The following is a 26,307-nucleotide window of genomic DNA, read 5'->3' as shown; positions in this document are numbered from 1 at the left end:
AAACCCATACTCTTCAACGTCGTCACAGTCGGCCGAGCCAAACCATGCGACCCATCCCTCTTGTTGTCATACACCCACTCGAGCACCGCGAAATCCCGCCCCGACGACTCGATCAGCCCCAAAATATCGGCCACAAACGCCTGACACGCATCCACAAGCTTCCGCAACGCCCCCGCATCCACATTCAACTTCAACCGGCCGTCCTGCGCACCCTTCAACAACCCAGACCACTCGGTCTGATCGAAACCAGGCCCACCCGACGACATCCCACTCCTACCCGTTCAGCCTCTCCTGGCGGACACCTAACCACGAGGGAGCGGATACGTCCGGCCGTGCGCGATCCGAACCACCGTTCGGACACCTGCGGTTAACCATCGGCTAGACACCCCATCCCTCTGCGACGCAACAAGTCCTGGTTAGTCGCCGAGGAGGAGGCTCTGTCGGCCATGACTCGGCATGATCGGCCGGGGCCTCCGATCGAGCGGACGGTCCTCTCATTCGCCCGCGCCGGCCAGTCGGTGAGTTGGATGTTGAAATCTGCTGGGCCGGCGAAGGTTCGGCCCGGAAGGAACGCGGTCTCGAAGAACCGTTCATCCGCTCGACCATGCCCTTGTATTCCAGATCCTGCGGCGGCGCTAGCTGAATCCTGGGCGCGAAAGTCCCCGCGAATTCCGCGGCGGCCGCAGTCACCTTTCAGTCCCGCGCGGTGGTCTTCCTCGGCCACTTGGCCACCGAGCTGCGCATCCGGCCTTCGAAGCGCCCACCGCCCCTGTGCGACACCTTCGTCAGATCGACAGTCGCGCCACCGCTCAACCGGCGGGTCCAACGAGCCGTGACCGACGTGCTCTACCAAGTGCCACCGAAGTTCCGCGACGACCTCGAGGCATGGGTGACGGCGCTGCGCGCTGGCGGCCCGCAGCCGTCCGGGCAATGTGAGGATGATGCCCGGCCTCGACGGCCGGTCGGTGATGGACCGCCCTTACCTCGAGCGGCGCCACCAGCTCTCCGAGCTCGAGCTGGACGGGCCGCGGCTGCGGACTCCACTGTTCTGGACATCCGACGACGTCGACCCCGAAGCAGCCCGCGAAAGCCGGGCTGAGCTGTTTCAGCAACGCCGCTTCGGGCACCACTCGTTCGATGGGGTTCCGGCGACCGGTGTGAAACCGAGACGGACGTGTGTGAGCGAGGCAAGCCTATGACGACAGACCACGGTGAAGGGAAACGGCACGAGGACCAGCGAGCCGCCACGGCGGATACCCGTGATCACCTCGGGCCGCCGGTCGATGCGACCGATACCGGAGCCCGGCCGGATTTGGACCCCGACGAGCTCGATAGCCCGACCGACCTGTCGAAACCCTCCCTGCTCGCGGTGGTCAAGCGCGCGGGCAAAGAGTTCCAGCGCGACAACCTCACCGATCTGGCCGCCGCCCTCACCTATTACGCGGTGTTGTCGATCGTGCCCGGCCTGATCGTCCTGGTCTCCCTGCTCGGCCTGCTCGGCCCGAACGCCGCCGCCGAACTCGTCGACCAGGCCCAGCAAATCGCGCCCGGTTCGAGCGCGGATTTCGTGCGCACCCTCGTCGACCAAGCGCAGACCGAGAAACACGGCGCAGGCTGGGGCGCGATCCTCGGTCTCGCCGTCGCGCTCTGGTCTGCGTCAGGGTACGTGGCGGCTTTCATGCGCGCCTCCAATGTCGTCTACGGCATCGGCGAGGGCCGGCCGATCTGGAAGACCACACCCATCCGGCTCGGCGTCACGATCGTCTCGATGCTCCTGCTCGTCGCCAGCGCCACCATCGTGGTGGCGAGCGGGCCGGTCGCCCAGCAGATCGGCGACTTCCTCGGCCTGGGTGCCACCACAGTGACCATCTGGAACATCGCCAAATGGCCGGTGCTGTTCGTCCTCGTGTCGGCGCTACTGGCCATCCTGTTTTGGGCCAGCCCGAACGCCCGCCAAGGCGGCATCAAGTGGATCAGCCCCGGCGGGGTGATCGCCGTCCTCATCTGGCTGGTCATCTCGGCACTGTTCTCCGTCTACATCGTCAACTTCTCCTCCTACGACAAGACCTACGGCTCGCTTGCCGGGGTGGTGATCTTCCTGATCTGGCTTTGGCTGACCAATATCGCGCTGCTGCTCGGAGCCGAGATCAACGCCGAACTCGACCACGCCAAAGCCATCGCCCAGGGGCTTCCCGAAGAACTGCAGCCCTTCGCCGTCCCACGCGACACGCGCAAACTCGACGACGCGGACAAGGAAGCGGTCCGAGCCGCCGAATCCGCGCGCACATCGGCTGCTCCTCGGGATCGATGAGTTCAACCAGCGCCCCCAGACGACAGGCCGCAGGTCGGCGGCGACATACGCCCTTTCGCCGAAACGAAAGACAGCCAGCGACGGCGATGAGGCCACCGCTGGTGAGTTCGACCGCCACCTCGAACACCTCGTCTCGCTGGGATTGCGACGCAAAACCAAGCAGCACAAGATCATCCTGCGCGCCATGATGCAGATCGCGGTCCGCCACGGGGTGATCGATACCAACCCGATCGACGGGGTCAGCGGATTCACCCGTCGCCGCGCCACGCCGCGAGGCAAGGTGCAAGACCACAGCGCGCTCCCGGCGTTCCGGGCACAGGTGCGTGCGTGGGCGCGCGGGGAAGCCATCCCCGGCACCCCGCCTACACCAGCGGGCCAGCGCGGGACTGGACGGTGGTGTGGGTGGTCGAAGTGATCACCGGGACCGGAATGCGTCCGCACGAGGTGTTCGCGCTGCTGCTCGACGACATCGATCTCGACGACATCGATCTCGACGCCAGCGATCCCTACCTCGATGTCACCGGCACCCTCGTCGAGGTCAAAGGCGAGGGGTCCGGAAGGTGGGTACGCAAACCAGCTCCCAAGACCACCAACGGTTGGCGGCGCATCCTGCTGCCCGAGCACACCGTCGAGGCGGTCCGGGAGGCGATCAAAGACCTCAAGGTCACCGCACGGCCCAACCCGATGGGTTGTTGTTCCTCGCGCGCAACGGCTCGGTGCGCAACCCGAACAACTTCGGGCGCACTTGGCGGGCGGCGCGGGGGAAGACCACCTTCGCCTGGGTGACTCCGCGAACCTTCCGCAAGGGCGTGGCGACCGCGGTCGATCACGCCTATGACGACCCCGAGCGTGCCGCGCGCCAGCTGGGCAACACCCGGGAGGTGGCCAAGACTCACTACATCGACATCCCCGAGACGGTGCCCGACAACCGGGAGGTCCTCGAACGCTGGGCACGGGGTCGCGAGATGCCGAAAACGTGAGATTCCTGTGAGAAACGCTCGAATCCCAACGTCTGGCCGAGAACGAGAAACCCCTTCCGATGCAGGTCGGAAGGGGTTTTCATTGTCGGGCTGACAGGATTTGAACCTGCGACCACTTGACCCCCAGCTATGCTGGGCTAGCGTTTGCGCACGTCATTCGCCCTGTATATCCGGCAATGAGGCCTCCAAAGTGCTTAACGTGCAAGGCCGCTCATAACGTGTGGCCCCAAATTGGCCCCGATCGCGTGAGGGGCTTTGCTATCGGCAGCAGCGGGCGAGACGTGGGGGTCTATGGGTCTCAGGACCGCTCTAGAACCTGCCTTCGATGCCCCCAGGTAGGGCGACGACGAACCGGTGGAAGCGCGGCGGTTACCGCGCATCAGCCAACATTTAGACGGCACCCGCGCCTTCCTGCTGAGCGTTTATCTCCCATCCCTGACGGAGATCCTCCAACCTGCCGCCGAGGCATTTCCTGATCAGAATATATTCCGGCGCAAATAGCAAGTCTATCTTGGATATGTGGCCCTCTGCAATTGCCTGCACAATGGCACCATTAAGCTCATCGCATCGATTCAGCAATGCATATTTATGAAGGTGAGACGCTCTGTGGTTCCACTGCAGGGCCTCCAGTCCATCCAGCGAGTAATCTATTCCTTCCAGTGCTAAAGATGACCACGTTGCAACATCAACGTCGCGGACAAATTCGTCGCTCAATGGCGGTCGGCATGACCCTATCATGCGGGCAATTCCGTATTGCTTCCGATCAATTAAGTCCCACTGCAAGGTAGCAATCCAGTGCAGTACTTTCGACTCTGTAGTTGATTCGACATGGGAATCAATACTCCATGGTTCCGAGGTGGTTTGATTGACCGATAACCCTATGCACAGACGCGTAGCCGCGTCCAGGCAGGATTCAATGCCTCTACGGATATCCTCCTCGCTTAGCTCAATTAAATCTCCTTCGGATTTTACAGCTGACTTCTGACCGATCTCTGACATACGGTCGACAAGCTTCCGGTCGACTCTGCCACCCGAATGAACTACGCAGTTTCTGATGGCCGAGAGGGCGCATATGTGACGCCACGGATCGTGCCAGTCCCATCGCTTGCGAGGCAGCGAGATACCGCTGTGTCGAGTCAACTTCTCAAGCCAGGCCGTAATCGGCTCCTGCAGCTCACTCTCAGCTTGACGGCTCGCTATCCTCTTTATTATCGATCTGCGATCAGATAGGTTGACTATTTCGTTCAAAGATATCGATGGATTTCCCGAGATCGCCTTCGGCCGTCTGAAGTAGAGAGTTTCTAGAAGTGTGCCCGCGAAGGTCTCAAACGAGGAGTATATGGATACGATGGCAGCCGAAAGCATATAAGCTTGACTCTTCGGTCGCGTAGTCCCAACCGTTACTGTCTGGGTAATCAAAAGAGCGGCCCGCGCTGCATCGCTCTTTGAAAACTGAATCACTCTCGACTTTTTCTTTGAGATTCCACTCTCCGGCTTTTCGGCAACCTCTCGAAGTGCTGACACGATTTCTTCCAAGTAGCCATCCAGTTCATCGTTTTGCTCCGCGTCGAGATATTTCCTGACCTCGGAATGGAATTTGTAATCTTGTCGATCGCTGGCGAATAGTGGTGAGTTCACCCATTCCAGGGATAGCTCAATCGTATAGACAAATCGCATATACGTTTCCCAGATCTCCTGGATGAGTTCTCTATTATCGTGCACGCAGCGATTGTACGAAAACTAGGGCAGTTTCGATACTCATTTTGCCCTGCTAGTGGGTGCTTCCAAAGTGATAACATCTGTGGCCGGATACGGACGAGTCCGCCGCCAGGCGATTCACAAGGTGATCACGAACGGGTGGACCCGTCCGCTCTTGAGGTGTGAGGGCACGGGATCACAATGCAGGCCGCCGCAGTCCAGGCCCAAGCGGCTGAAGGTTGCTCCTACCTGTGAGGTAGGGAGGTTCCGGGCCTATCATCGGTCGAAACGGTCGTAGTTCACCTTAGAGACTGCCACACCGAGTGCGACGGCTGAGCCGACGGCGAGCGCGACGCGGCCAGCCGCCAACCACCTTGTCCGACGGCGGGAACTGGACAGGTCAGGGGCGATGGGTGTCTGCTGTGGAGCGCGGAGGTCAGCCCAGGTGATCGGTGCGGGACCGGACGCCACGGCTCGTTGGTACTCCTCCTCGACGATTCGTTTGAATTCGCGTGTCCGGCGGTTATAGCCCGACTTGTTTTGCCCCCAAAGCGCCGACGTTTTCGCCCAGTAGTCTCGTCCGATCTCGCTACGAAATACAGCATGGAGCAAGTCTGTCCGGAGACTCTGCTCACCGATGACGCCAGACTCATACCCCATTAGGCCGTACCGCATCCACGAAGCGGTGTAATAGAATTGACGTCCCTGATCTCCATGCGGATCAAAGCGTTCGCCGATGCACGGCGCGAAGGTCTTCGGCTCGTCCATCGCGATGCGGGTCAAATCCAGGTGGTAGCGGCGAACCGTCTCGAATCGGCCCGCCTTGAACTGTCGGGCCTGGATGAACAAGGAAGCCGAAACCCCGCATAGCGCGAGTGCTGACACGATCGCTGATGTTGCACCGTAGGTTTGGCTGACTTCGCGTAGCCGTGCCCAGTTCACGCTGTTCTCTGTCGGCAGCAGCAGAAGCAAGAACGGAGACAAGAGGACGGCAGCCATGCTGGCGACGATGACCGCACCCAAGACGACACGTCGAGTGACACGGTGACTGAACCAACCGATAGCCCGGTCCAGCCGGACTTGACGTGAACTGGTGCTCATTCGAATGCCCCCCCTCGAACACCGACGTGCAGTTGCTATGGCATGTCGAATCCTCAGGCTATCGCATGATTCTGACGTGCGCCGACGAACATGCAGCGGGACGGGGTGTCATCGTCGGCTGCTCGAACTTCGAACGGGACCAAGGCCGGTGACCGGGCACACTGCCAGCGCTCCAAGGGATGCACTATTGCGCCCTGCTGGTCAGCGGGGTTGCTGGACTCTGCCGGGATAACGCCGGGATAAGGCCGGGACTGTGCCGGGACCTACTAGGTCCCGGCACAGTCCCGACAACAACGAGCGAAACCCAGCTGCGCTGGGGTGTTTGGCGCTGCCCCTCCCCGCTCGGCTTCCCAACTCTCTCCGGCTTCGCTGATCGAAGAGAGTTGGGAAGCCGAGCGGGGAGGGTCATCACCAAACAAGAGGGGAAGGAAGGATGAGAGGGGATGAGAGAGAGAAGACCACAAGAGGGGACCACAAAGGGGAGGGCTGGCTTGGCAGGGTGCTTGCGCTGAGGAGCGCCCGTTGCGTTCACGACGTACTCGGCATAGTGGTCAAGTCAGGTGGGCGGCTGCGGTCGCGTACGCGACTGATCGGGTGGTTGATCTAGGCAACGCAGCGCGGTCGAGCACGCCGTACGGAGCGTGCCAGTCCGCCGAGGCGGTGCGGTGCCGTCCGCGTTCAGGGACCACAAAGAAGGGTGTCGGCGGTGCGGTGACCGACGACCGCGCGAATACAGGGGGGCATTGCCGCGGTCGTCCAGCGACCAGCTTGGAGAATGCGGGCTGCCTGGTTTCGCCGCGAGAACGGCGGATACCGTAGCCGTATGACCGACGAGCTAGTCGCATGGGCTGAGCGGATCGCACGCGCGAATCTTCGCGACCTGCCGCAGCGGCTACGTCACGTCGAAGGCGTCGTACGCCGCGCTGAGCTTGTCTGCGACGTCGTCGACGACCCTCAAATGTTGCTCGCGGCGGCCTGGCTGCACGATGTCGGCTATTGCCCAGCACTCGCACGGACGGGATTCCACCCGGTTGATGGTGCCGACTATCTCGAGACCCAGGACGCGCCGGCCCGGCTCTGCGCCCTGGTGGCGAATCACTCCTGCGCGCGCGTGGAGGCGCAACGTCGACAACTCACCATCCGGTGGCCGGACGAGCGCACCCTGCTTCGAGATGCACTGTGGTGGGCTGACATGACCACAACGCCGACAGGAGACCCGACGGACATTCGGACCCGAATTGCAGAGGTCCAACAGCGCTATGGGCCTGACCACGTCGTTTCGGCATCGGTGGCCGAGGCGGCGCCTCAGCTGCTCGACGCAGCGGCAAGGACTGAAGCCGCCGCAAACGTACCGCTCAGGTGAAGTATGGATCGGTGCTCGGCTCGAGGCCGCGATCGATGCGCAGCTGGATCGAGGGGTGGACATCGAGGGCCGGTATTGCGTCGGGCTCGACCCATTCGACGCGTTTCGATTCCGAACTGGTGCGGAGCTCGCCGCCGATTGGTTCGGCGCGGAAGCAGATTGAGAACTCCTGGCGGACCTCACCGTCGTCGTAGGCGATGACGTGATCGGGGTTCGAGAATATCCCCACGAGAGTCGTCACCCGAATGTCGATCCCTGTCTCCTCTTTGACCTCACGCACCACGGCGTCGGTCACTGTCTCGCCTGCTTCCAGTCCCCCGCCCGGGATGGAGTACAGGTTATTGTCCGTGCGGTGAATCATCAGGATTCGACCGCGCGCGTCAAGGACGACGGCGCTCACGGCGACTTTGATGCTGTTGGCACTCGGAGCTGTCGGATCGTTCAGATAGTCAGTTCGCCCCATGATCACCACCTTTCGCCGCTGCTTTCGACCATACGTGCTCGAAACTCGTCATATACGTCTCGAAGAGGTCGCCTGCTGGCAGCTGGCGAAGGTGAAGTGCCGGCGCATGCGCGCCGGGCATTCCGTACACGTGTGCGTTGACGATCATCTCGTCGTCGAACCGGAAGATCGAGTTATACAGAGTCGTGTCGTGGTAACGCAGGTCCACGCCGTCGAGGCTCGCGAGCGGCTCTACGAGCGCCAGCGCGTTGTTGATACGCGAGGACACGGTGCCCGCGGCGAGCCGTTCCTCGGCGCTACGTTTGTCGGCTTCCGGCGCCTCCGGACGACCGAACAGCAATCGAACCTTGAGCCCTTCTCGCGTCTTCATGCGTACGGTTCGAGCGAACTCAGGTTCCTCCGCGAGGAATAGACCCGCGAGCACAAGGATGTCGAGTCGCTCGGTGGCGGACGCCAAGAGCCGACGCCACAGCTCTGACGGAATGACGCTTCGGTGCGGATAGACCTTGAGCACCTCTGATTCCGCGACCTCGACCTTGCGGTCCGGGGCAAGGGCATCCGGCCACAGGTAGTTCTCCGTCTCGCGGACCATGGCCGCGAGTGCATGGCGATGGCGCGGATAGGGCGTGCGGCCCTGGGTGATCCACCGCTCGACCGTTTTCGGCTCTACGCCAACGGTTTCGGCTACCTGCGGGATATCGAGACCGTTGCGGAGCAGTGCGTCGCGAAGGCGTTCGTTCGCCATGTCTTCCTCCAGGGACGACTAGGGACGACTTCAAAGTTACAGCAGACGTCTGTCGAAGTCCACCTATGCGGTGCTCGTGCAGCCGGATTTCTCGAAAAGTGGGCAATTGCAAGGAATTTCCCACATTCGAAGGGAGGCGAGACCCATGGAGAAGGCCACAGCGGAGGCGCGGAACCTCATCAGCCTGAAGACCGCGGCTGCGTTGGTCGACGTGGACGCGAAGACGATCCGGAACTGGATCGCCGCAGGCGACATCGCGGCGTACCGCGTGAACGGCAGGCTGCTCCGCGTCGAGCGGGACGAGCTGTTGTCGCTGATCCAGCCGGCGAGTGTTTTTGAAGGCGGTGCGGCGTGAGCATCCCGGTCAAAAGGACGTTGCGGGCACGGACGTCGGACCAGGTCAAAACCCGCGACGCGATGCAGAGCAAGTTCGACCGCTTGGTCGACCCCGACGGGCTGCTGAGCCCGGAGGAGCGCGCATACCGCGCGGCGCATGCGCGTCGAGCGCACAACGCGCGTCGTCTGCGCGGTCGAAACGGGCGCAAGGTCGGTGACCAGTGATGCGGCCCCGGACGTTCTTCCTGGCCGTGGCAGCGGTGGCAGTCGGCTACCTCGTGTTGGCCGCGCCGGAGCTGATCGGGTTCACGGTGATGCTGTTCGGCGCGGTGGCGCTGTGGCGGTCCTCGCGGCGGTGGGGGGTGCGGCGATGAACGCGCCCGAACCGTTCTACGACCCGGCTGAGTTGGCCGACGAGTTGGCCGACATCATCTGTGCCCAGGAGTTGTTGCGGCAGCGGACGATCGCGTTGCAGGCCCGCTACCAGGCGTTGCAGTCGCACGCCGACGAGGGCCGCTACGACAAGCCCGGAAAGCACGAGTACTCGTCGCCGGAGGAGTTCGGCAGCGTCAACGTCAACTCGACAGCGAACCGCCTCGGGTACGTGCACGAGACGTACATGGACGCTCCTTTGTCATTTCTGCGCGCGGCGCGGGAGTCGGCGGTAAAGGTGCGCGAGTACCCGCGCCCGGAGCCCGAGCCGGTTGAGCGGGATCGCCCGGACCGGAGGCGGTCGCGATGATGCGGCGGGAGCAGTTGCCGGAACGTCTTCCGGCGGGGTACGCGGTGACGCGAGGGGACCGCCACGTCGGTCATCACACGCTGGATTCGCTTGCAGGGCCGGAGTTCACGTCGCCGTGGTCGGTGTACGCGCCGTTGAAGGCGTTGCCGTTGACCGCGCAGGCCGCGGTGCTGGGGCTCCTGTTGGCAGTCTCGATGGTGGGGTGCTCGATCGCGTGGGTCGACTACCAGGACTACACGCCGTCGCAGAACGTGTGCCGGTCTGCGGATTCCGGTGTGCCCGCTGAACGTCCGGGTTCGTGCATTCCGCGCGAGCACCTGCCGCAGGAGGTGCGCTGATGGCTGACATGAGCGCCGAGCGGAGGAGCTGGGCGGAGTACAAGCGCCTGGCCACTGTCGAGGACCTGCTGTCGGACATCAACGACTCGGCGTGGGCGTCGATGGAACGCAAGGACTTCGCGGGTGCGTACACCGAGCTGGCGAAACTCGACGCCATCAAGGCCGCGCAGGAGCAGGTGCGTGCGGAAGCCAGCGCCGCTCTCGCGCAGTTTCGTGCCGATCTGGACGAACGGCGGCGGATCGAGCGATCCCGATGAGCAGGTTTCTGGACCCGGAAGGCAAGAAGTTCGGCTTGCCGACGTGGCCGTGGCGGATGGCGCCGCAGCATTTGCGGACCCGTCGTCAGTTGGCGAGTGAGGGTCTGCGGCCAGGCGGTGAGTACGAGGGCCAGGTTCGTGGGCCGGCGCGTCGAGGTCCGTTGCAGGCGTACCTGTACGACGCCGAGACCGCGGTGCCGAAGCGCGAGTCTTCGGCGGCCCAGTTGGAGGCGCTGCGGATCGCGCGCTGGACGCGGTCGGCGGATGCGACCGAGCGCCGCGGGATCGACGCGACCGATATGCGCGAGCTGATCGAGCAGGCCCGCCGCGATCTGGCAGTCCGCCGCGTCGAGCGCGGCCAGCCGAGCGCGGGTCGAGGCCAGGGAAGGGAGCGAAGCAGGTGAACCACAACACGAAGGCCCGCTACGCCGAGCTGGAGTTGCAGCACCGGCCGCAGCTGGTGGACGGGCTGCGCCGTACGGGGATGTCCTACCGGGAGATCGCTCGCACGCTGGAGATCTCGGCGCGCAAGGTCGAAGCCGTTCTCGGTGAGGCCGCCGCGCTGCGCGCCAGCGGGCACAGCCACGCGGAGATCGGCCAGATCGTCGGCCTTCCCCGCACCACCGTGCAGGACATGCTGCGCGAGCCGAAACGGGCGTCGCTGACCGGGCGCAAGACCGCGGCGGTGGCGGCGCTGGTGGAGATGCACGGGATGCAGATCGACGTGCTCGCCCACTTCCTCGACACCGGCCGCAACCACACTTACGTGCTGGTCGCCGAGCTGGAAAGGGCCAAGCTCGTGCGGCCGTTGCAGCAGGTGCAGCCGGGCGCGAAATGGGTTGTGCCGACACGGGATACCGCAGCGCGGTATCTGGGGTGGCGGCCAAAGGATTGGACGCCGCCGCTGATGTACGCCAATCACTACCGGGCGGTCGCGCAGGCGCGGATCATGCTGGTCGGCTCGGACCCGGCCCGCTGGATCTCCGAGCGCCGGTTGCGCCACGACGCCGAGCAGGCAGTCCGGGACGGCGTGGTCAGCACCGGACGCGCACCACTGGCCGGTCGCCCGCACGTGCACGACGGTCGGTTCCTGCGCCACACACGAGACGGCCGCCAGTGGTGGGCCGTCGAGGTCGAACTCACCCGCAAGACCCGCGAGGCCATGGATCTCGCGCTGCGCGGTGCGATCCGCGCGGCGCGCGACGCCGAGCCCGACCCGTGCCTGGGCGTGCTCTACCTCTGCCGATCTGCCGCGGTGATCGACGGCGTCCACGCCGCAGCCGATCGGCTTCCGGCCGAATTCGTCTCGCTGGACATGGATTTGGTGGTCCAGGACTTCGACGACCAATGGACGGAATTCCTGGCCGGACTCAACGCGAAGAAAGCCGCCCAGACCGCACGTCGCGGGCTGCACGTCACCAGGAAAGCATCATGAGCTGCACTCCCATCCTCACCCCAACCGACTGCGGTCCCACCGCCACACCGCAACCCGCGTCGCCCGCGATCACGATCTCGCCGGAACCGCCGCCCGGCTTCCCGGAGCTGCCCGCCCCGCCGCCGGTCACCGAATGGAAGCTGCCGGACGCCTCCGGGCTGGTCGACGCCGCGGGAACGTCCGCGGTGATCGCGGTCGCGACCATCGCGATCCTAATCATGACCGTCGCGGTCGCTGCCGCGTGGCCGCTCGATCCAGGCCGATTGCGGAACTTCGCACTCGCCGCGTTGGCGCTTCCGGCGTGCTCGGTGGCCGCAGGCGGTTCGTGGACCACTCCGCTGTCGCTGCTGTGGTCCGGGGCCGAAACCCTCATTGAGGGCGATTGGTCTGGGCTTGCGCCGATGCTGGCGGTCACCTTGCCCGCGGGCATGCTACTGGCGACCTGCTGGTGGGCGAACTTCCTGATCAAGAACGCCTCAGTGGGTCAGAAGTCGCTCGCCCGCACCGAGCGGGTGAAAGCGGCCATGGCTCAGCGCCGTGCCCGTGCGGCAGCGCGCACCGCGAAGGCCGGCGCCCCTTACGCCGAAGGCGATTCCATCGTTCTCGGTGTGCTCGCCGAGCACGTCTGCGCCGCGCCGCTGGGCATGTGGCGCTCCCTGATCGCCCGGCACATGCAGTGGCTGACGGTTCCGCATTCCGATGTTCGTCGGCACCGCGCGATCGTCGCCACCACCGGCGCGGGCAAGACCACGCTGTTGGAGCGTGACGCGCTGGCGGTGCTGAGCAGCGAGTGGCGGGCCTGGCACCGCTGGCGCGACGTGCCCGGCATGCGCGCCAAGTACCCGCGCCCGCAGCTGGTGCTGATCTCCTGCAAGGGCGGTAAAGACGACCTGGCCCTGGGTGAGACGATCCGCGACGACGCGCTCGCGCTGGGCATCGACCGGGACCGGATCGGCATGGTCGTGCCCGGCGGGGACCGACTCAACGTGTGGGACATGCCCGCCCGCGACCTGCGCGCGGTCCTGACCGACCTGATGGTCGCCGGGGAAGCAAGCACCTCGGAGGGACAGCACTTCGACGAGATGCGCAAACGCATCGTCTCCCTCGTGGTCGACGCCCCGGCCGGGCCGCCTCGCAGCTCGGCGGAGTTCATGGCCCGGCTGACCGAGCAGACTTTGGTCGACGCCTGGGGTGGGGCGCCTGATGTGGTGCGGCAGGTCGCGGCCTTGCAGGCGGAGAAGGTGCCGCAGCTTGACGACGCGCTGATCAAGATGTCGAACCTGTTCGACCAGCTGCGAGACCACGACGGACAGATGGTGTTCGACGGCGGCCGCGACCTCGACGAGCTGGACGTGCTGTTCGTGACCGTGCCCGGCATGGACGCCGACGCCGGGCGTGCGCAGGTCGCCGCGATCATCCGCATGGTCATACAGCGTGCGGGCCGCACCGCCGCCGCGGACCGTCGGTCGGTGTCGCTCTACATCGACGAAGCCTCCGCCGTCGCGACCGCGCGAGGCTCGCTCGGATTGGAGCAGGTCGCCGAACGTGGACGCTCCCAAGGCGTTTCGGTCACCTTCGCCGCCCAATCCCCGGAAGGGCTGGCGCGAGATCAATGGTCGCTGAACCGGTTGCTGAAGGCGTGCGCCGGCGGGGTGATCCTCGGCTACTGCGAGAACGCCGGAGACCTGTGCAAGCACTTCGGGTCCATCCGCAGAGCGCTGCCATCCCGGCACCTGATCAAAGGCCAGCGCCACGGCGACGAAGGCCAGATCAGCTACGGCGAGGAATGGCTGGTCGACCCCGACCGCGTCCGCCAGCTCGCCACCGGCGAAGTCGTCTACGCCAAGGCCGGACACGCCTACTACGGGCGCGTCGTGCCCGTCGACCGCACCCAGCTGCGGCCGCTGCCCGGCACCCGACTTTCCCGCTCCAGCTCCGCCAACGCGCCGGTCACCACCGGTGAAACCGCCGCCGCCTGAACCACTCTCACGAAACGGAGATCTCCGATGCGTATCGCTCGCAACTTCGACAACGACCCCGACGACGACCCCAACGAGAAGGACCAGGTCGAGCAGGCCGTCGAACTGCTCATCGACGAGGCCGAGGACTTCCTCGCCGAACACGCCGCGGCCAGCCCCTACCACCCCGAAAGCGACACCGCCTCGGCCGCCGTGGCGGAGCCGCAGCCGCAGCGTCCGGCGCCGCGGTTGCGGCTGGTCAAGAACCCCGACCCGGCGGTGCCGGTCGAGGACGAGCACCTGCCGCCCGCCCTGCGACCGACCGTCACCGTGACCGCTCCTCCGCGCCGACGGGTGCCGCGCTGGGTGCGGACCACGTTGCCGGGGTCCCTGGTTGTGGTCCTGGCCGCCGCCGCGCTGGCGAACGGGCAGCCGGGCGTGGTGGCCGCACCGCTCGCGGCCTACGCCGCGGGATGGGTGGCGTTCCTGGCGTGGAACGCCGCCTACCGGCCCCCGCTGGCGCAGGTCGCCGCCTCCGCGATCTCGCTGCTCGCCCGCACGATCGCCGCCGTGATCGGCGGCACAGTCCGCACCGCTCGCGCGGTCGTCGGACGGATCGACACCGCCCGCCAGCGCAGCGAAACCACCCGCACCGCCCACTGAGAAAGGAACCGAAACCAACCCCCGAAACCTCCACCAGAAAGGAGCAGCCCCCGTGTCCACCCAAACCGGAATCGACTTGATCAACCGGACATTCCCCATCGACGGCCCGCACAGCGCCGACACCGCCATCGCCGCGGCCGCCGCGATCGCCGAACTGTGGCGCTACCTCGGACACGCCACCATCGACGGCCTCCGCGACCTGCTGGCCGACCCCGCCAACGCCTACACCATCGTCGGTCTGCTCAGCGACGCCGACCGCCGCGCCGACGACGTCCTGCACCGCCTCGCCCACTACGCCATCAGCATGGGCGACGCCTCCACCTACACCGACCACTTCGGCCACGACGACCCCGACGGCAGCCCCGACCAGATCCAGGCCGGAATGCACCAGGCCGCAACGGAACTGCGTACGGCCGCAAACGGCCACGACTGGAGCGCTCTCGGACTCGACCGCGCCGCGGGCTGGCTGTCCCACATCTACCGCAACACCACAACCAGTGACGAGGGCGCCGCCCTCGGAGAGGAGGACTGACTATGTCCGACCGCAGTGTCGAAGACGAGATTGCCGCTGAGGGACGCAAGTTCATGCACGCGATGCAGATCATGCTCGCCCAGCACGCCCACGCGGCGAACTGGCTAGAGCGGCGCCGGGCGCGCAAGCAGATCAAGCAGGCGTGGCGCAAGGAGCTGTATCGCCAGGACGTCGACCGCGCCCACCAGCTGACTTGGACGCAGTCGATGGTCGACCGTTACCGCGCCCACTCGCTGGCGGTCACCGAGCGGGCGAACGACCCGAGCGTCGACCACCTCCGCCGCGCCCGCGATTCCCGCGCGCTGGCCGAGCACGCCGACGAGCTGCGCGGTCGCGTCATCACCAACGGTCGGTTGACCTTGGTCGAGCGAGGTATCGCCCTCGACGGGATCGATGCCGCCACCACCTACCCCGCGTTCGAGCCCGGACGGCTGTTCCACCGCGCTGACCGCATCAAAGGTGTTGACGCGCTGCGGTATCGGGCCCAGGTCGCCCGCACCGCCCGCGAACTCGGCATCGACCGTGGCAGTGTGCGGGCACCGTACACCGATGTGACCCAGCGGCAGGTGGAGACCGGCAACCGCATCGACAAGGGCCGCCCGGACCGAGCCGAGCGTGACCGCCAGCCGCAGACCACCCGGCAGGCCAGCGAGGCGTCGTCGCCGAGTGCGGACCGGCTGGCCGAGTTGGAACGCAAGATCGCGGTGTTGCAGCGCGGCCTGGATGCGGTCACCGCCGACCGGGATGGGTTGCGCGGCAAGCTCGCCGAAGCCGCGGCCCGCGAAGAGCGGTTGAAGAACCGCAACCTCAAGCTCGCCGCCGAGATCGACCAGCGTCCCGCTCGCGGGACGACGCCGACACTGGACGAGCTGTCGAGGGTGGTCGCCGAACGCGACCGCTACAAGCGCCAGCGCGACCAAGCGGTCACCAAGCTGGCCGAACGCACCCCCGAGCAGGACCGCTACGGCAGTCCCGAACGACGGGCAGCCGCCAGCGCCGACGCCACCAAGAACGGCAGGCGGGAACGGGAGCCCCACGTCGGCGACCAGCCGCCTGACACCCCCAGCGCCGACCGGCCGCAGAGATCCGAGGGCGAGCCCACCCAGCCCTGGCCCCGCGAGGCTGTCGACCGCGCTGTCAACGGCACGGCACGAAACGGGCACGGCCGCAACGGAATCGAGAGGAGCCGATAACCCATGGAACGCGAGCACGAAGAGGCCATGCGCGCCGACTACACCGAGCACGACGCGCTCGGTCGGCAGATGTTCGCCGACGGCATCACCGATGCCGACATCGACCGCATCGACGCTCAGCGCGTCGAGATCGAGAAGCGGTGGCGCAACGGTCCGCACGCCGAGCACTGGGCGTATCTGTCCGACGCGCACGAGGACTGGCGGCAGGCGCCGAAGACGATGCAGCGGATGCTGGCCGACGCCGATCACAACGGCCCCGGCTACGGGCTGACCGACATCGAGCGGCGCAGCCAGGAGCAGGCCCGCGCCCTGACCGGTCACGACCGGCCCGCCCGGTCACCGATCGCGCGGGAGCGTTGACATGGACCCGCACACGCACCACCCATCCGGTCGCAGCTGGGAGACGATCATCACCGCGCTCGAGCGCGGCGGGTACGGTCCCGGCAAGGGCAACGGAGTCCCGGAGTCCTGGCAGCGGTACCTCTGCCCGGTGCACGAGGGCGACGGTCGCCCGCACACCCCGAGCCTGGGCGTGCGGTACGACCCGAAGCAGGCCAAGACCATCGTGCGCTGCTTCTCCCGTTGCGACGACGAGCAGGTCCTGACCCGGATCGGGTTGCGGGTGCGGGACATGTTCGACCGCCTGCCCGAACGCGCCAACCAGGGATTCGCCCGCCAGCACAGCGCCGGCGGGCGCCCCGCCCGCCCCGCTGGACGGGTACCTGGCCAGGTCGCCTCACCGGTCGAGCGGGCGATCCTGGGTGCCCGGTTCCCGATCCCCGCCCGTCGTGAACTGGGCGCGCAGACCGGCCGCCCGCAAACGGTGGACTCCTACATCTACCGCTGGCCCAACGGCCGCATCGAGGGCGCCGTCCACCGGGTGCACACCCCGCACGAGAACGGGCACGCCAAAAGCTTCTGGCAGGCCCGCTGGACCGGAACCGATTGGGAGAAGGGCGGTTTCGCCCCGCTGCCGTGGCGCCTGGCCGACATCCGCGAAGCCCTCGACACCGGCCGCGAAATCTATGTGGTCGAGGGGGAAAAGGACGTGCAGCGGGCGAACCAGGCCGGACTGATCGCGACCTGCAACGCCATGGGCGCCGGGAAATGGACCCCCGACCACGCCAAATGGTTGCGCGGCGCAGGCCGGGTGGTCGTGGTCGCCGACCGCGATCAGCCCGGCTACCGGCACGCCGACAAGGTCGCCGCCTCCCTGGCCGGTCGTGTCGGCGAGGTCCGCGTCGTCCAGGCCCGCGGTGGCAAGGACCTCGCCGACCACTTCGACGCCGGATACGACCTGGCCGACCTGGAACCGGTCCCATTCCTGGACCGCCACTACCGCCAGCTCACCCCACACCACCAGCAGGAGCGGTCCTTTCGCCGCCCCGACCGCACCCGAACCCGTTGAACCACAACACGAAGGAGACAGTCCAATGACCAGCACGCTCACCAACCGGTTCCGTCGCGCCGCCCGACCCCCGGCCGCGTTCGGCAAGAACACCCGGCCCGGCACCACCGTCACCGGCCACATCACCGCCATCGCCGAGGAGCCCAAGCTCAAGTTCGGCGGCGCCCCCGACGAGGTCGAGCTCGACGAGAACGGCCAGCCCGTAACCCAACTCGTCATCACCGTCCACACCCCGGCCGGGCCGCGGCTGCTGTTCGTGTCCTGGCGCATGGAACAGGCCATCGGCCAAGCCCTCGAAGCCGCCGGAGACGCCGAGTTCGAGACCGGCGCGACCCTGTCGGTCACTTTCACCGGACCCGACCCGGACTACCCGAAGGCCCGAGTGTTCACCGCCAGCTACACCCCCGCACACCACACCAACCGCGGCCAGTAGCGCCACCACCCACCCGACACGGCCGGGGACACCGCCACCAACAGGTGGTCCCCGGTCTCAGGGACACCCGATTCGACCGGCCCGATTGGAGAGGACCATCCGATGCCCGCGACACCCGCGTCGCCCACGACGACAGCAGGCGACAACTGTGCGACACATCCCGCTCGACCGGCGACACCGGACGACAGCGGGGCGACGGCGGTGTCGCCTCGCCGGTTCGACCCCGCCGAAATCACCGCCCTGCTGATGACGATCGTCATCGGCGCCGGAGCGTTCGCCTGGTCGTTCGCAGCGCTGTCCGATCTATCGGACATGGCCGGAATCACCCCGAAACTCGCCTGGATCGGCCCCGTGTTCGTCGACGGCGCGATCATCCAATCCACCGTCGCGCTGGTCTCGCTGCAACGCCGCCGCAAGACCGGCGTCACCGTCCCCACCACGACCACCGCGTTCTTCTGGACCCAACTGCTGTTCGCCGAACTAGTCTCCATCATCGGAAATGGCCTGCACGCAGCCGAATCCGGCGAGCGCATCCTGCCCGCCACCATCGCCGCCTGCGTCGCCGGCGCCGCGCCCGTCGCCGGACTCGCCGCCACCCACGGCCTGACCGCCCTGCTCGAAGTACCCCGCCACACCGAACCGACGCCGACGAAGCCGACCGAACCAGTCAACACCCTTCCGAAGACGAACGCCGATAGCTCGACGACACAGGGCGACGCCCAGGCGACGGGAAGCGACAGCGACGCGACAGCAGGCGACAGCCAAGCGACAGTCCCCGCCGACACGGCGACAGCAGGCGACAGCGCGGCACCGGTCGACCGCGACACCCGCATCCTCGCCCTCGCCGACGCCGGGCACTCGACCCGCGAAATCGGTGCCGCTGTCGGCCTGCACCACGCCACCGTCGCCAAGATCCTCGCCCGCCACCGCACCAACGACACCGACTCCAACGCTGACGCCGGACTGCGCCTCATCACCGGCAGCCACTGACCAACTTCGAGATAGCGAAGGACTAACCATGCTCACCATGACCGACCTGTTCTGCGGCGCTGGCGGTTCCAGCTCCGGCGCGATCCAGGTTCCCGGCGTTGTGGTCCGCCTCGCGGCCAACCACTGGCCGCTGGCCGTGGAAACCCACAACAGCAACCACCCGAGCACCGACCACGACTGCGCCGACTTGTCCCAGGTCGACCCCCGCCGTTACCCACACACCGATCTGCTGTGGGCCAGTCCGGAATGCACCAACCACTCCGTGGCCCGCGGCCGTCGCCGCAACATCGACGCCACCCCGGACCTGTTCGGCGACGTCCTGCCCAACGAAGCCGCCGAACGCTCCCGGGCGACCATGTGGGACGTCGTCCGTTTCACCGAACACCACCGCTACCGCGCCGTGCTCGTGGAGAACGTCGTCGACGCCGCCCGCTGGGTGCTGTTCCCCGCCTGGCTGACTGCGATGACCGCCCTCGGCTACGCCCACCGCATCGTCTACCTGAATTCGATGCACGCCCACGCCGCCGGCGACCCGGCCCCGCAGTCCCGCGACCGCATGTATGTGGTGTTCTGGCGGCACGGCGACCGCGCCCCCGACCTCGACCGATGGACCCGGCCCACCGCATGGTGCCCTACCTGCGATCGGACGGTGTCCGCGGTGCAGGCGTGGAAGAACCCCACCCTGCGGTGGGGCCGATACCGCGCTCAATACGTGTGGCGGTGCCCGTCGATCCGCTGCCGCAACACTGTGATCGAACCGGACTGGGTACCGGCGTCGGCGATTATCGACTGGAACCTGCGCGGGCAGCGGATCGGCGACCGGTCGAAACCACTGGCCGCCAAGACGATCGCTCGGATCGAGGCCGGGCTGGCGAAGTTCGCTGGCGTCGCGTGCCTTGTCCCGGCGGGCGGAACGTGGCGCACCGCAGGAGTTTCGGTCGACGAGCCTATTCCCACTCGCACCACGCGGGAGACCGATGCCCTCCTGGTGCCGGTCGAAGGCCGCGATGGCAAGACCGCTCAATCGGTCACCGCGCCCGTCCGGACGATGACCACGCGCTCCGAGACCGCCGTACTCGTGCCGTACTACGGCAAAGGCACACCCCGCACCGCCGCCGAGCCGCACGGCACCATGACCACCCGCGACCGATGGGCCATGGTCGTGCCCCTGCGCAACCACAACACCGCGAAATCGACCAGCGAGCCCCTCGACACCATCGCCGCTGCGGGCAATCACCACGGCCTCACCGTTCCCGCACCCCAGATCGAGGACTGCGAGTTCCGCATGCTCGAACCCTACGAGACCAAACAGGCCATGGCTTTCCACCGCGACTACCTCATGCTCGGCAACCGCCGCGAACAAGTCCGCCTCGCCGGAAACGCCGTCACTCCACCCGCCGCCCGCGACCTCGTCGCCGCCGTCGCCGAAGCCCTCGACCGCCAAATTGGCGTCGTCGCCTAACCACAACGAAAGGAGCAGACCCCCGATGCCTCGCTTGATGTCGGTCTCCTTGACCGAAGACCAGGTCCGGGCCAGGACTAAGACCGTCACCCGCCGAACCGGATGGACCATGCTCCGGCCCGGCGACCCTCTCACCCTGTGCCGCAAGGTCATGGGCCGTCGGCCCGGCGACCCTCTCGTCCGCATCGCCGCCGTCGAAGTCGTATCGACCCGCCGCGAACCGCTGTCCGCGATCACTACCGAAGACCTGGCCGCCGAAGGGTTTTCCAAGATGGACGCCGCGGAATTCATCGCATTCTTCTGCGCGACTCATCGCGGATGCCGGCCCGACACCATCGTCACGCGCATCGAATGGCGCTACGTGGATGAGGGCGCAAGCGGAAGAGAGGCGCTGCGATGAGCGACGAGCAGGTTCGTGAGCTGCGCGAAGCCGGGTGGTACACCACTGACGAAGTTGCCGCGGTGCTGCGGGTAGACGCGTCGAGTCTGCGCCGGTGGCGGACGGCGAGCCCGCCGCAGGGGCCGCCGTTCGTGCAGCTGTCCGACCGGGTGACCCGCTACTGCGGTGCCGACGTGATCGCCTACCTCCAGCGTCACCGCATCGATCCGACGGCAGCGTGATGAGCGCACCTATCAATCCCGTGCCGCTCGGTGTGGAAGTTCGCGGCTACGTCGAGCAACGAGGCAAAGCTGGTCGTTACCGGGCGCGAGTCCGGTGGACCGATCCCGCCACCAAGCGGCGAGAGTCGAAGTCCGAGTCGTTCGACTCCGAAGAAGAAGCCCGCGAGTGGCTCGATCGCATCGAGCGTGCCGCTGCCCGCGGCGTCGACCCGAAGACGGCGACGGCGACGCTGAAGGAGTACGGCGAAGCGCACTGGAACACCGCGATGCGTGGTGTCGAGCCCAAGACACTCGATCCGTACCGAGCGGGCTGGCGCCGCCGCATCGTGCCGACGCTGGGGCATCTGCCAGTCACGATGATCACCAACGGTTTGGCCGATCGGGCCGTCACCAGGTGGATCGAGGACGGACATGGCGTTTCCACGATCAAGAACACCTTGGCCGCGCTGGCGCGGGTGCTCGACCAGGCGGTGCGCGATGAGGTCATCTCCCGCAACGTCGTGAAAGTCGTCAAGTGGCAGAGCCAGTTCGACAGGTTCGAGGACGAGCTCGACGACCCGCGGGCGCTTGCTCTGCCGGACTGGGAAACGCTGCAACGCCTCTCGGCCGCATTGGTTGCCGCGTCGGCGGGTGAGTATCAGGGTTGGGGTGATGTGGTGGTGTTTGCCGCGTGCACGGCGACCCGCATCGGTGAGGTATCTGGTTGCCGCGTAGGCGATGTCGACACCGATGGCTGGGTGTGGAGGTTGCGGCGCCAGACAACGCCCGGCCCTGGCGGCTTGAAGGACAAGGGCACCAAAGGAAAGCGGGCGCGGACGATACCGCTCATCGAGGAAATCCGGCCGCTGATCCTGCGGCGATTGAACGCCGCCCGCCTTAGGTTGGACTTTGACCCTGCCCGACGAGATGCCACCGACGAGGAACGGAGGTCGGAGTGGCGGGCCGCGCGGTTGTTCGTCGGACCGCGCGGCGGGCGGATCGCGACCGGCGTGCTGCGGGACGCGACGCACTGGGATGAGGTCGTGACCGAGTTGGGTTACGAGCACCTGCGGCGACACGACCTCCGGCACACCGGACTGACCTGGTTCGCCGACTCCGGGGTGCCGCTGCACCGGTTGCAGCGCATCGCCGGCCACGTCGATCCGCGCATCACCCAGCGCTATCTCCACCCGGACATGGATGCGCTCCGTGAGGACGGCGAGAGGCTCTCCCAGCACCTCAGCGGGGCGGATGGCCCCAAATTGGCCCCAAGTCTCCGGGCGATCCGATAAGCAGAAAACCCCTTCCGACCAGGTCGGAGGGGTTTTCTGTGTGTCGGGCTGACAGGATTTGAACCTGCGACCACTTGACCCCCAGTCAAGTGCGCTACCAAACTGCGCCACAGCCCGTGGTGCGCCCGTTTGGGGCGCTTGAAGAGATTACAACAGTGTGTGTCGTGAGAGCTAATCGCCTGGTCAGATCGGGTGGGCGCCGTGCGGAACCGCGACAGCCGGTTGCCGTACTCGGTCGGCGTCGCCACGTCGGGATGCAGGTTCCGCTGCATGATCCGCGGATCGGTGTACCCCGCGATCCGTGGAGTCGATGCAGCGGGACACCGGCGTCGGCGAAACCACGTCAGCTCGGTATGCCTCACGTCTTGTCGGCACGGGGCGCTCGAATCCCAATTTCGTGACGACCTCGTCTCAACGAGTCGTCTTCCGCAGCACACCGGTCGCGATCCGGCCATCGCGCGGAACGACGAACAGCCGTTCACGCATGAGCGTGGCCCACCGCATCTCTCCTCCCTCCCTCCGCGCAATGCGGGTTCCCTTCGACCCGTGGTCATCGACTGCGGTGACGATCAACTCCTTGCCGTGGAACCGGACCCGAACCCTCATATCGACCAGGGTATGGGTAACCGAATACCGCACTCCCTCAACCGAAACCGTGCATCCCAATGCACTCGCCGTGTCGTTCCGAACGCGACGGTGAACGGATTTTCCGGCAGCGGACGCGATCGGGTCCGTTCCTCGGCCAGCGCTTCGATCGGGCGGCGACGGGGTCTCGCGATGCTCGCGGTCGTTGACCTCGTCGCAGAACGTCCGGCAAGCGGTCTCGAGTTCACCGAAGGTGCGGTAGGCGCCGAGCAGGTTTGTCTCGGTCGGCACCAGATCGGCTTTGGCGACGCGCATGCTCGCTTCTGATCCGCCCTTGCGTTTGTGGGTCCGCGGGCGTGCGGGTGCGGATCGTCATCCCGCAATATCACGCGACTTCGACCATTTCGGGATGCCGGACCGCGATCGTCGCGACATGGTCGACCGAGGCGGTCTTCTCGTTGTCGGTCAACGCATAGGCCGGGACGCCGCCGATGCGGCGCAGCGTGGTATCCAAACAGGCCACCACCGTCGGCGACGTCTTGTCCATCACCGGGATCACGACCTGGGACCGCGACCACGCCAGCCAGGCGCACCACAACTGCGTTTGGCGGCCCCCGACGACCGGGCCGCGTCACCGGTCCCACTGCAACCACGGCCCCGGCTCAGCGATCCAGGGCCGAAAAAACCCTGCGCTGCCCGGCTTCAGCCGCTTCTTCACCTCCGCGACCATCCGGCGAGTGTTGCGTTCCCCGTCTTTGAACCCCATCGTGGTAATCCGCCGGTGCACCGCATCCGCGCGGTTTCGGCCGTTGGAGCGGACCACCAACTCCTGGATCTTCGCCAGACATTCATCGATCGGGCGAGCGCGATGCTCGCGCGCGACCGGACTTTGCGCACCAGAGCTGGCGCCGGATGCCGAGATTCCGCGCCCATAACTCGTAGGCCCGAATCTCGGTGTGCCGTAGTGACTTCGGAGCAAAACCCGGTCCCCCCACAACTGCGGGGGTGGCCCGGTGTGGGGTGATCAGTTCTCGAACAGTGTCGAGCCCCAGTAGTCGGCGGGGCCGAGTCCTGGTGGGACGGCGAAGACGGCGGAACCGACGTGTTTGATGTATTCGTTGAGGGCGTCGTTGCGTGCGAGGTTGTTTTGCATGGGCACGAATTGGGTTTGTGGGTTGCGGCAGTAGGCGATGAAGAACAGTCCCGCGTCGAGGTGGCCGAAGCCGTCGGAGCCGTCGGTGAAGTTGTAACCGCGGCGCAGGATTTGGATGCCACCGAGTTCTTCGGCCGAGGCCAACCGCACATGGGCGTCGGTATCGACCAGCGGACCGGACGGGCCTGCGGACTGCAGATCGAGTTCGTCGAACTCGTCCTTGCCGCCCAACGGGGCGCCGGTGCCTTTGGTACGGCCGATCACTCGTTCCTGCTCGTGCAAGCTGGTGCGGTCCCACGGCTCGATCAGCATTCGAATCCTGCGGGTTACCAGGTACGAGCCGCCCGCCATCCACGCCTGATCGTCGCCTCGATCGACCCAGACGAACTTGTTGACGGTGTCGTGGTCTTCGGCCTTGATGTTGCGGGTTCCGTCTTTGAATCCCAGCAGGTTTCGCGGAGTAGCCTGGCTGGCCGAGGTCGAGGACGTGCGACCGAACCCCAGCTGGGACCAGCGCACCGACACCGCGCCGAAACCGGCGCGCGCCAGGTTGCGGATGGCGTGCACGGCGACCTGCGGGTCGTCCGCGCACGCCTGGATCGCGATATCCCCGCCGCTGCGGGCCGGGTCCAGTGCATCGCCGGTGAATTTCGGGAGATCGACGAGCGCGCCGGGTTTGCGGGACGCGATACCGAACCGGTCGCCGCCGTCGGCGGTGGTGAACAGCGACGGGCCGAATCCGATCGTCAACGTGAGCCGCGCGGGCGCCAGATCCAGCGCTTCACCGGTATCGCTGGGTGGGACGAAGGCGCCCGCGCCGATGGCTCCGTCCGGGGTCGCCTCATGGCCCGCGGTCATCCGTTCGGCCATGACTGTCCAGGTTTTGAGCAGATCGACCAGTTCGGTACGTGAGCGGGTGTGCACGTCGAACGCCGCGAAATGCAGCCGATCCTGGACGGGAGTGACGATGCCCGCCTGGTTGGCGGCGCGGAACGGCACGGTGCCGGATGCGGTAGCCGCCGCGGCCGGGCTCGACATCCGCCCGGCAAGCACACCGGCCCCGGCCGCCGCGACACCGACACCTGCCGCTGACCCGAGCAGCCCACGCCGCGAGATGCCGTCGCGAGTTCGGTTCTTCCTATCGTGCGACAACGCCCTGCACCTGACTCACTACCGCCGACAAGGCGTCGATGTGACGGGCGAGCGCGGCGCGCCCGTCGGCGTTGACGGTGTCGTAGCTGACGTGCCCGTCGCCTTGCCGATATTTGGCCAGTTCGCTGTCCAGTTCAGCGAAGCGCCGGTCGATTTGGGCGCCCAGCTCCGGATTGCGCTCGTCGATGATCGGGCGCAGGCTCGCGATCGCGGCCTGGGAACCGTCGATGTTGGCCTGGAAGTCCCACAGATCGGTATGGGAGAAGGTGTCTTCCTCGCCGGTGATCTTGGTACGCGCGATCTCGTCGAGCAGGGTTTGAGCGCCACCGGCCATCTGGACCGGATCGACCACATAGTCCGCGGCACTGATCCCGGTCACCAACTCGCCCACATCTGCGAGCAACTGGTCGGCGATCTGATCGGTGTCGGGCTGGCGTCCTTGGGCCCAGAGGTCCTTTTCCAGGCGATGGAATCCGGTCCACTTGTCGCCGGCGGCGACATCGGCTTCCCGCAGATCCAGACGCGGATCCAGATCGTTGGGGAAACTCTCGGCCACCGGTTCGATGCGTTCGTAGTAGGTGCGGGTCACCGGATACTGCTTCTTCGCCGTTTCGATATCACCGGCTTTGATCGCTGACACGAACGATTTCGTGGTTTCCTGCAACGCGGTCACCTGACTGATCAGGAAGCGCCTGTAGCCCTCGGTCGCCTCGGCGAGCTTGCCCGAGTCGTCACGTTGCTGGGCTTGGCCCGTAACAGTGAACTCGTGGCGGATCCCGTCACCGACCATGCCGGGTTTACATGCGGTCTGGTACTTGCCAGGGTCGGGCACCGACACGATCAACTGGCGGGTCAGGCCCGGGCCGATGTTCTCGATCTCGCCGATGACGCGCTCACCGGCGCCGTAGACGTAGAACTCGGTGACCTTGGCGCCGTTGTTGGTGATGCGGAAGGTGACCGTGCCGGTCTCGGCCGAATCCTTGGCGACCACACAGGTGGAGTCGTCGGTCGTGACGGCGATATCGTTGCCGGAGGCGTTGTCGGACTTGCTGGTACACGAGGCGAGCAATCCGGGAATCGTCAGTACGGCCGCAACCGAGACGAGAGTGGAACGCAC

Annotated in this window: 32 protein-coding genes, 1 tRNA gene and 2 pseudogenes; 25 read left to right on the top strand and 10 right to left on the bottom strand. The window is 66.3% G+C overall.

Annotation, left to right across the window (positions count from 1 at the left end; translation table 11 throughout):
* On the bottom strand, positions 1 to 266 hold a 266-nt coding region (locus tag NX1_RS37415; RefSeq protein ID WP_218024118.1), incomplete at its 3' end, for a hypothetical protein.
* 203 nt (positions 267 to 469) lie between these two features.
* Positions 470 to 693: pseudogene (locus NX1_RS37960) on the bottom strand (IS21 family transposase); the annotation flags it as partial.
* Between the two features lie 502 nt (positions 694 to 1,195).
* Between NX1_RS37960 and NX1_RS13345 the strand changes: the two are divergent.
* The 4 genes from NX1_RS13345 (at position 1,196) to NX1_RS13330 (ending at position 3,291) form a co-directional block, all read left to right on the top strand.
* Positions 1,196 to 2,311 (top strand): YihY/virulence factor BrkB family protein, encoded by a 1,116-nt coding sequence (locus NX1_RS13345; RefSeq protein WP_084501384.1) that lies wholly within the window; start codon positions 1,196 to 1,198, stop codon positions 2,309 to 2,311.
* A 142-nt stretch (positions 2,312 to 2,453) separates the two neighbouring features.
* Entirely contained in the window at positions 2,454 to 2,726 is a 273-nt protein-coding gene (locus NX1_RS13340) for a hypothetical protein (protein ID WP_068058185.1), read from the top strand.
* A complete protein-coding gene (locus tag NX1_RS13335) occupies positions 2,714 to 3,097 on the top strand; it encodes a site-specific integrase (protein ID WP_157119716.1) in 384 nt (127 codons plus the stop codon). Before NX1_RS13340 ends, NX1_RS13335 begins: the two co-directional genes overlap by 13 nt.
* Positions 3,094 to 3,291 (top strand): hypothetical protein, encoded by a 198-nt coding sequence (locus NX1_RS13330; RefSeq protein ID WP_068058181.1) that lies wholly within the window; start codon positions 3,094 to 3,096, stop codon positions 3,289 to 3,291. Before NX1_RS13335 ends, NX1_RS13330 begins: the two co-directional genes overlap by 4 nt.
* 390 nt (positions 3,292 to 3,681) lie before the next feature.
* On the opposite strand, the gene NX1_RS36210 is transcribed toward NX1_RS13330, so the two are convergent.
* Both NX1_RS36210 and NX1_RS13325 read right to left on the bottom strand, forming a co-directional pair.
* Positions 3,682 to 5,013, bottom strand: coding sequence for a hypothetical protein (locus NX1_RS36210; RefSeq protein ID WP_157119715.1), 1,332 nt, complete (start codon positions 5,011 to 5,013; stop codon positions 3,682 to 3,684).
* A 252-nt stretch (positions 5,014 to 5,265) separates the two neighbouring features.
* Entirely contained in the window at positions 5,266 to 5,988 is a 723-nt protein-coding gene (locus NX1_RS13325) for a DUF6082 family protein (protein WP_157119714.1), read from the bottom strand.
* A gap of 925 nt (positions 5,989 to 6,913) precedes the next feature.
* On the opposite strand from NX1_RS13325, the gene NX1_RS35350 reads away from it, so the two are divergent.
* Positions 6,914 to 7,453: an HD domain-containing protein gene (locus NX1_RS35350; RefSeq protein WP_084501383.1), complete on the top strand. Its 540-nt coding sequence runs from the start codon at positions 6,914 to 6,916 to the stop codon at positions 7,451 to 7,453.
* Here the strand turns inward: NX1_RS35350 and NX1_RS13315 are convergent.
* Both NX1_RS13315 and NX1_RS13310 read right to left on the bottom strand, forming a co-directional pair.
* The gene (locus NX1_RS13315; protein ID WP_068058177.1) at positions 7,446 to 7,916 is read right to left on the bottom strand and encodes an NUDIX hydrolase; all 471 of its coding nucleotides are present in this window, start codon (positions 7,914 to 7,916) and stop codon (positions 7,446 to 7,448) included. The two genes, NX1_RS35350 and NX1_RS13315, sit on opposite strands and share 8 nt — an antisense overlap.
* On the bottom strand, positions 7,903 to 8,661 hold the full coding sequence (locus tag NX1_RS13310; protein WP_068058174.1) for an XRE family transcriptional regulator: 759 nt from the start codon (positions 8,659 to 8,661) through the stop codon (positions 7,903 to 7,905). The genes NX1_RS13315 and NX1_RS13310 overlap by 14 nt, the downstream gene beginning before the upstream one ends.
* A gap of 145 nt (positions 8,662 to 8,806) precedes the next feature.
* Between NX1_RS13310 and NX1_RS13305 the strand changes: the two genes are divergently transcribed.
* The 20 genes from NX1_RS13305 (at position 8,807) to NX1_RS13215 (ending at position 22,300) form a co-directional block, all read left to right on the top strand.
* Positions 8,807 to 9,016 (top strand): helix-turn-helix domain-containing protein, encoded by a 210-nt coding sequence (locus tag NX1_RS13305; RefSeq protein WP_068058172.1) that lies wholly within the window; start codon positions 8,807 to 8,809, stop codon positions 9,014 to 9,016.
* Positions 9,013 to 9,222, top strand: a complete 210-nt coding sequence (locus NX1_RS13300; RefSeq protein ID WP_068058170.1) for a hypothetical protein — start codon at positions 9,013 to 9,015, stop codon at positions 9,220 to 9,222. Before NX1_RS13305 ends, NX1_RS13300 begins: the two co-directional genes overlap by 4 nt.
* The gene (locus NX1_RS36205) at positions 9,222 to 9,371 is read left to right on the top strand and encodes a hypothetical protein (protein WP_157119713.1); all 150 of its coding nucleotides are present in this window, start codon (positions 9,222 to 9,224) and stop codon (positions 9,369 to 9,371) included. Before NX1_RS13300 ends, NX1_RS36205 begins: the two co-directional genes overlap by 1 nt.
* Entirely contained in the window at positions 9,368 to 9,739 is a 372-nt protein-coding gene (locus NX1_RS13295) for a hypothetical protein (protein WP_157119712.1), read from the top strand. The genes NX1_RS36205 and NX1_RS13295 overlap by 4 nt, the downstream gene beginning before the upstream one ends.
* Positions 9,739 to 10,077: a hypothetical protein gene (locus NX1_RS13290; protein ID WP_068058167.1), complete on the top strand. Its 339-nt coding sequence runs from the start codon at positions 9,739 to 9,741 to the stop codon at positions 10,075 to 10,077. Before NX1_RS13295 ends, NX1_RS13290 begins: the two co-directional genes overlap by 1 nt.
* A complete protein-coding gene (locus tag NX1_RS13285) occupies positions 10,077 to 10,334 on the top strand; it encodes a hypothetical protein (protein ID WP_068058165.1) in 258 nt (85 codons plus the stop codon). Before NX1_RS13290 ends, NX1_RS13285 begins: the two co-directional genes overlap by 1 nt.
* Positions 10,331 to 10,738, top strand: coding sequence for a hypothetical protein (locus tag NX1_RS13280; protein WP_068058164.1), 408 nt, complete (start codon positions 10,331 to 10,333; stop codon positions 10,736 to 10,738). Before NX1_RS13285 ends, NX1_RS13280 begins: the two co-directional genes overlap by 4 nt.
* On the top strand, positions 10,735 to 11,769 hold the full coding sequence (locus NX1_RS13275) for a hypothetical protein (RefSeq protein WP_068058162.1): 1,035 nt from the start codon (positions 10,735 to 10,737) through the stop codon (positions 11,767 to 11,769). Before NX1_RS13280 ends, NX1_RS13275 begins: the two co-directional genes overlap by 4 nt.
* Positions 11,766 to 13,748, top strand: coding sequence for a type IV secretory system conjugative DNA transfer family protein (locus NX1_RS13270; protein ID WP_068058160.1), 1,983 nt, complete (start codon positions 11,766 to 11,768; stop codon positions 13,746 to 13,748). The genes NX1_RS13275 and NX1_RS13270 overlap by 4 nt, the downstream gene beginning before the upstream one ends.
* A gap of 27 nt (positions 13,749 to 13,775) precedes the next feature.
* Positions 13,776 to 14,390, top strand: a complete 615-nt coding sequence (locus NX1_RS13265) for a hypothetical protein (protein ID WP_068058158.1) — start codon at positions 13,776 to 13,778, stop codon at positions 14,388 to 14,390.
* Between the two features lie 52 nt (positions 14,391 to 14,442).
* On the top strand, positions 14,443 to 14,922 hold the full coding sequence (locus NX1_RS13260; protein WP_068058156.1) for a hypothetical protein: 480 nt from the start codon (positions 14,443 to 14,445) through the stop codon (positions 14,920 to 14,922).
* Between the two features lie 2 nt (positions 14,923 to 14,924).
* Positions 14,925 to 16,115 (top strand): hypothetical protein, encoded by a 1,191-nt coding sequence (locus NX1_RS13255; protein WP_068058154.1) that lies wholly within the window; start codon positions 14,925 to 14,927, stop codon positions 16,113 to 16,115.
* Positions 16,116 to 16,118: 3 nt separating this feature from the next.
* Entirely contained in the window at positions 16,119 to 16,475 is a 357-nt protein-coding gene (locus NX1_RS13250) for a hypothetical protein (protein WP_068058152.1), read from the top strand.
* Between the two features lies 1 nt (position 16,476).
* Positions 16,477 to 17,523, top strand: a complete 1,047-nt coding sequence (locus tag NX1_RS13245) for a toprim domain-containing protein (protein ID WP_068058150.1) — start codon at positions 16,477 to 16,479, stop codon at positions 17,521 to 17,523.
* 25 nt (positions 17,524 to 17,548) lie between these two features.
* Complete coding sequence (locus tag NX1_RS13240; protein WP_068058148.1) at positions 17,549 to 17,956, top strand: hypothetical protein; 408 nt, start codon at positions 17,549 to 17,551, stop codon at positions 17,954 to 17,956.
* Positions 17,957 to 18,058: 102 nt separating this feature from the next.
* Positions 18,059 to 18,946: a DUF2637 domain-containing protein gene (locus NX1_RS13235; protein ID WP_084501382.1), complete on the top strand. Its 888-nt coding sequence runs from the start codon at positions 18,059 to 18,061 to the stop codon at positions 18,944 to 18,946.
* Positions 18,947 to 18,974: 28 nt separating this feature from the next.
* The gene (locus tag NX1_RS13230; RefSeq protein ID WP_068058144.1) at positions 18,975 to 20,408 is read left to right on the top strand and encodes a DNA cytosine methyltransferase; all 1,434 of its coding nucleotides are present in this window, start codon (positions 18,975 to 18,977) and stop codon (positions 20,406 to 20,408) included.
* Between the two features lie 49 nt (positions 20,409 to 20,457).
* Entirely contained in the window at positions 20,458 to 20,808 is a 351-nt protein-coding gene (locus NX1_RS13225; RefSeq protein ID WP_245668478.1) for an ASCH domain-containing protein, read from the top strand.
* Positions 20,805 to 21,029, top strand: coding sequence for a helix-turn-helix transcriptional regulator (locus NX1_RS13220; RefSeq protein WP_068058140.1), 225 nt, complete (start codon positions 20,805 to 20,807; stop codon positions 21,027 to 21,029). Before NX1_RS13225 ends, NX1_RS13220 begins: the two co-directional genes overlap by 4 nt.
* Complete coding sequence (locus NX1_RS13215) at positions 21,029 to 22,300, top strand: site-specific integrase (protein WP_068058138.1); 1,272 nt, start codon at positions 21,029 to 21,031, stop codon at positions 22,298 to 22,300. Before NX1_RS13220 ends, NX1_RS13215 begins: the two co-directional genes overlap by 1 nt.
* 43 nt (positions 22,301 to 22,343) lie before the next feature.
* Here NX1_RS13215 and NX1_RS13210 read toward each other — a convergent pair.
* From NX1_RS13210 to efeO, 4 genes and pseudogenes are all read right to left on the bottom strand, one after another.
* Positions 22,344 to 22,417: transfer RNA gene (locus tag NX1_RS13210), tRNA-Pro, on the bottom strand.
* Between the two features lie 387 nt (positions 22,418 to 22,804).
* Positions 22,805 to 23,786, bottom strand: a pseudogene (locus tag NX1_RS37955) (Mu transposase domain-containing protein); the annotation flags it as partial.
* A 123-nt stretch (positions 23,787 to 23,909) separates the two neighbouring features.
* Positions 23,910 to 25,190, bottom strand: coding sequence for an iron uptake transporter deferrochelatase/peroxidase subunit (gene efeB / locus NX1_RS13200; RefSeq protein ID WP_068058136.1), 1,281 nt, complete (start codon positions 25,188 to 25,190; stop codon positions 23,910 to 23,912).
* Complete coding sequence (gene efeO / locus NX1_RS13195; RefSeq protein WP_068058134.1) at positions 25,177 to 26,307, bottom strand: iron uptake system protein EfeO; 1,131 nt, start codon at positions 26,305 to 26,307, stop codon at positions 25,177 to 25,179. Before efeO ends, efeB begins: the two co-directional genes overlap by 14 nt.

It is taken from the genome of Nocardia xishanensis NBRC 101358, assembly GCF_001613365.1.
GTDB lineage: Bacteria > Actinomycetota > Actinomycetes > Mycobacteriales > Mycobacteriaceae > Nocardia > Nocardia xishanensis.
This window is presented reverse-complemented; position numbering and strand designations above follow the sequence as displayed.